A 308-nucleotide genomic window follows, 5' to 3' on the forward strand; every position below is an offset into this window, starting at 1 on the left:
GTTCAGCCAGGGCGGCGACACGTCAAAGACCTTGGCAAGGCCCTGGACCTCGACGAGGGGCGCGGTCATTGTAGGCCCTCCGGCAACACGGGCTTCCAGCAGGACACGGACGTCGCACCGACCGAAGTCAGTTCGGGGCGCTCCGTGCGGCAGCGGTCACCGACGCGCGGGCAGCGCGGATTGAAGGCGCAGCCGGCCGGAATGGCCGTCATGCGAGGCATCGCACCGTCGATCTGCAGCAGGCGTTCGCAGTCCTCGTCCATCGCCGGAATCGAGCCCATCAAGCCCACGGTGTAGGGGTGCGCTGG

At 68.5% G+C, this 308-nt stretch carries 1 protein-coding gene; it reads right to left on the minus strand.

Going from position 1 to position 308, the window contains the following annotated elements; translation table 11 throughout:
• Positions 1-65 precede the first annotated feature (65 nt).
• Positions 66-308: oligopeptide/dipeptide ABC transporter ATP-binding protein (locus ACNQ0T_RS23675; protein ID WP_417930437.1), on the minus strand; the 243-nt coding region annotated here is incomplete at its 5' end.

This window comes from Enterobacter cloacae complex sp.6700776, from assembly GCF_048284255.1.
Classification (GTDB): Bacteria; Pseudomonadota; Gammaproteobacteria; order Enterobacterales; family Enterobacteriaceae; genus Enterobacter; species Enterobacter intestinihominis.